This window comes from Streptomyces sp. CO7, from assembly GCF_053474865.1.
Window position 1 is genome coordinate 1,125,824 of sequence record NZ_JBRIOU010000002.1, and the last position, 4,355, is coordinate 1,130,178.

Annotated in this window: 3 protein-coding genes; all 3 read left to right on the forward strand. The window is 73.2% G+C overall.

The window, feature by feature from the left end; translation table 11 throughout:
- Nucleotides 1–462 (forward strand): RDD family protein (locus ACOV8S_RS07045; protein WP_448316754.1); only part of this gene is annotated, 462 nt, incomplete at its 5' end.
- 223 nt (nt 463–685) lie between these two features.
- The gene (locus ACOV8S_RS07050; RefSeq protein WP_448316755.1) at nt 686–3,241 is read left to right on the forward strand and encodes a glycoside hydrolase family 2 protein; all 2,556 of its coding nucleotides are present in this window, start codon (nt 686–688) and stop codon (nt 3,239–3,241) included.
- Complete coding sequence (locus ACOV8S_RS07055) at nt 3,238–4,272, forward strand: LacI family DNA-binding transcriptional regulator (protein ID WP_448316756.1); 1,035 nt, start codon at nt 3,238–3,240, stop codon at nt 4,270–4,272. The genes ACOV8S_RS07050 and ACOV8S_RS07055 overlap by 4 nt, the downstream gene beginning before the upstream one ends.
- Nucleotides 4,273–4,355 lie beyond the last annotated feature (83 nt).

Consider the following 4,355-nt stretch of genomic DNA (forward strand, 5'->3'; position numbering starts at 1 on the left):
GGTCCGCCTCCGGAGATGCTCGGCAACCAGGGCGCGCGGCTCGCCGCACGGTTCCTGGACGGGGTGTTCATGCTTCTCGCGGGGCTGCTGGTGGCCGGCGTCGTCACCGTCCTGCAGAACGTGCTGGAGGCTCCTGAGTCGGTCGAGGTGCTCATCGGCTTCGTGGGCTACGGACTGCTCGGCCTGGCCCTCCTGTGCTACGAGCCCGTCATGATCTGGGAGAGGGGCGCCACCTACGGGAAGCGGATCTGCGGCCTGCGCGTCGCCCGGGTCGGCGACGGGGAGGACCTGTCCTTCGGGCGTGCGTGGCTGCGCTGGTTCATGAGCTTCTTCATGGGGTTCGTCCCCTTCCTGGGCCTCCTCGACGGGCTGTGGTGCCTGTGGGACAAGCCGTTCCAGCAGTGCCTGCACGACAAGGCGGCGGACAGCGTCGTCTTGACCACCAAGCTCGCGGGTGAGTGAACCGGTCAAGAAGACGGCTGGTGCGTGACGGCCCCTCCAGGTCCGCGCAGTGAGTGATCCATGGGTGCGGCGGACTCGACGCCAGTTCAGTCGGTGTGAGGAGGTGTTCCGGAGCAAGCGGGAGTCGGTGGAAATCTGGGCCTAGACCGGTTCACTCACGGGCGTTAGGTTGAGCGCGCTGCCCAAGTGCCAGGCACGCACGCCCTGCCGAAGGAGTCCGCCCATGATGGAACTCGTCCAGCTCGCCGAAGGCTGGAGCCTCGACCACGACGGGAAGCCGCTGCCCGCCCAGGTGCCCGGCTGCGTCCACACCGACCTGCTCGCCGCCGGGCTGATCCCGGACCCCTACCTCGGCCTCGGCGAGCACGAGGTGGCCTGGGTGGGCCGCCGGGCGTGGACGTACACCCGGGAACTGGCGCCGGCAGACACGGCCTCGGACCCGTCGTACGAGCGCACCGACCTGGTCTTCGACGGCCTGGACACCGCTGCCGTGATCACCCTGGACGGCCAGGAGCTCGGCCGTACCCGGAACATGCACCGGCGCCACCGGTTCGACGTCACGGGCCGCGACGGCCTGCTGCGGGTGGAGTTCGCCTCCGCCTACGACGAGGCCGCCGCCGTCCGCGCGGTGACGGGGGAGCGGCCGAACGTCTACCCGGAGCCTTTCCAGTACATCCGCAAGATGGCCTGCAGCTTCGGCTGGGACTGGGGCCCGACCCTGGTCACCGCCGGGATCTGGCGCCCGGTCCGGCTGGAGCGGTGGTCGACGGCCCGCCTGGCACGCGTGCGGCCACTGGTCACGGTCCGCGACGGGGCGGGCAGGGTGGAGCTGCACGTCGACGTGGAACGTACCGAGCGGGGCGCGCACCGCCGCCTCGAGGTACGGGCCGAGGCCGGCGGCGTCAGGGCGAGCTCCACCGTGGAGGGAAACACCGCCGTGCTCACCCTCGAGCTGCCGGACGTCGAGCTCTGGTGGCCGCGCGGATACGGCGAGCAGCCCCTGTACGACCTGGACGTGACCCTCGTGGACCAGGACGCCGCCGAGCCTCTGGGAACCCCTGCCGCTGAACCCTCCGGGACCCCCGCGGCCGAGGGCGGGCGGCTCGACGCCTGGTCGCGCCGGATCGGCTTCCGCGGCGTCGTGCTGGACCGGGCGCCCGACGAGCACGGCACCCGCTTCACCTTCGTCGTCAACGGCGTCCCCCTCTTCGTCCGCGGCGTCAACTGGATCCCCGACGACGCCTTCCCCTCCCGGGTCACCCCCGAGCGCTACCGCGCCAGACTGCGGCAGGCGGCGGACGCCAACATCGACCTGGTGCGCATCTGGGGCGGCGGCATCTACGAGGACGACGCCTTCTACGAGGCATGCGACGAGATGGGCCTGATGGTCTGGCAGGACTTCCTCTTCGCCTGCGCCGCCTACCCGGAGGAGCAGCCGCTGCGCGGGGAGGTGGAGGCCGAGGCCCGCGACAACGTCGTGCGGCTGATGTCCCACCCGAGCCTGGTGCTGTGGAACGGCAACAACGAGAACCTGTGGGGCTTCCGCGACTGGGGCTGGGAGCCCGAGCTCGACGGCGACTCCTGGGGCGGCGGGTACTACCTCGACCTGCTGCCGCGGATCGTCGCCGAACTGGACCCGACCCGCGCCTACTCGGCCGGCAGCCCCTGGTCCGGCTCCTGGGACCACCACCCCAACGAGCCCGCGCACGGCACCCACCACTCCTGGGAGGTGTGGAACCGCCGGGACTACGCCGAGTACCGCGACTCGGTGCCGCGCTTCGTGGCCGAGTTCGGCTGGCAGGCGCCGCCCACGCTGGCGACGCTGCGGCGCGCGCTGCCGGGGGAGACCCTCGCGCCCGACTCGCCGGGGATGCTGCACCACCAGAAGGCCGAGGACGGCAACGGGAAGCTGGAACGGGGCCTGGCGCACCACTTCGCCCCGCCCAAGGGGGACTTCGACCGCTGGCACTACCTCACGCAGGTCGTCCAGGCCCGCGCGGTCTCGGCCGGCATCGAGCACTGGCGGTCGCACTGGCCGGTGTGCGCCGGCGCCGTGGTGTGGCAGCTCAACGACTGCTGGCCGGTGACCTCGTGGGCCGCGGTCGACGGCGACGGCCGCCTCAAGCCGCTCCACCACGAGCTGCGCCGGGTCTACGCCGACCGCCTGCTGACCCTCCAGCCGGGGCAGCCGGGGCAGCCGGGGCAGCCGGACGGATCGGACGGGCCCGACGGACCGGGCGGTCGCGAGGTCCCCGTGCTCGCCGTGGTCAACCAGGGCGCCGACCCGTGGAACGCCGCGGTGACCCTGCGCCGGATGCGGGCGGACGGCACGACGGTGGCGGAACGGACCCTCGACCTGGCCGTCGCCCCGCGCGAGGCCGTCCGGCTGCCCGTGCCCCAGGACCTGGCCCCCGACCCCGCGTCCACCGAGGAACTGCTCGTCGCCGACGCGGCCGCGGGCGGCGAGGCCGGCGCGGAGATCCTGCGCGCCGTCCACCTCCCCGTCCCGGACAAGGATTTCGCCTACCCCGCGCCCCGCTTCGACATCGCGGTGGAGGAGGCGCCGGACGGTGGCGGTAATGTCGAGGTCGTGGTGACTGCACACACTCTGGTACGAGACCTTCTCCTGCAGGCCGACCGGCTCGGACCGGACGCGGTCTGCGACACCGGGCTGCGCACCCTGCTCCCCGGCGAGCACGTCCGGCTCCGGGTGGACTCCGCCGCCGGGACCGGCCTCGACGCCGTGCGCGCGGCCCTCTTCTGCGTGGAACCCGCGTGAGCACACCGGCGCCACCAGGACGCGTCACCATCAAGGACGTCGCCGCGGCCGCCGGCGTGTCCAAGGGCGCCGTCTCGCTGGCGTTCAACAACAAGCCGGGCGTGTCCGAGGCGACCCGGGAGCGCATCTTCGCGGCCGCGCGGCGCCTGGGCTGGGCGCCCAACTCGGCCGCCCGCAGCCTGTCGCGGCAGTCGGTCGACACCGTCGGGCTGGCCCTGTGCCGGCCGGCCCGGCTGCTCGGCCTCGAACCGTTCTACATGGAGTTCATCTCCGGCATCGAGAGCGTGCTCGCCGAGCACGACTGCTCCCTGCTCCTGCGACTGGTCGGCTCCCTGGAGGAGGAGATCACGCTCCAGGAGCGCTGGTGGCGGGAGCGCCAGGTGGACGGGTCGATCCTGGTCGACTTCCACCAGGACGACCCGCGCATCGGCCCGCTGCGCCGGCTCGGCCTGCCGGCCGTGGGCGTGGGGCACCCGAGCCTCACCGGAGGGTTCCCGTCGGTGTGGACGGACGACGCCACCGCCGTCGCCGAGGCCGTGCGCTACCTGGCGGCCCTCGGCCACCGGCGCATCGCCCGCGTCGGCGGGCCCGCCGACCTGGGCCACAGCGGCATCCGCGCGCAGGCCTTCGAGCGGACCATGGACGAACTGGGCCTGAGCGGCGGCCGGCACGTGGAGACGGCCTTCTCCGGCGAGGAGGGCGCCCGGGCGACCCGGATGCTGCTCCTCGGGGCCGACCGCCCCACGGCCATCGTCTACGACAACGACATCATGGCCGTGGCCGGTCTCGGCGTCGCCGCGGAGATGGGCGTCTCCGTGCCGGACGACCTGTCCCTGCTCGCCTGGGACGACTCCCAGCTGTGCCGGCTGACGCATCCGACCCTGTCGGCCATGAGTCACGACGTGCACGGGTTCGGGGCGGAGGTGGCCCGGGTCCTGTTCGACGTGCTCGCCGGGCAGGAGGTGCCCTCCCGTCCGGTGGCGACGCCCTCGCTCATGCCGCGCGGCTCGACAGCGCCTCCCCGTCCCTGAGGCACGGAAGAGGACGAGGCCGGTGAGGGGCGTGGCGGGCGTACCGCCACGCCCCTCAGGCGTGGTCGTGCCCGCAGCAGCAC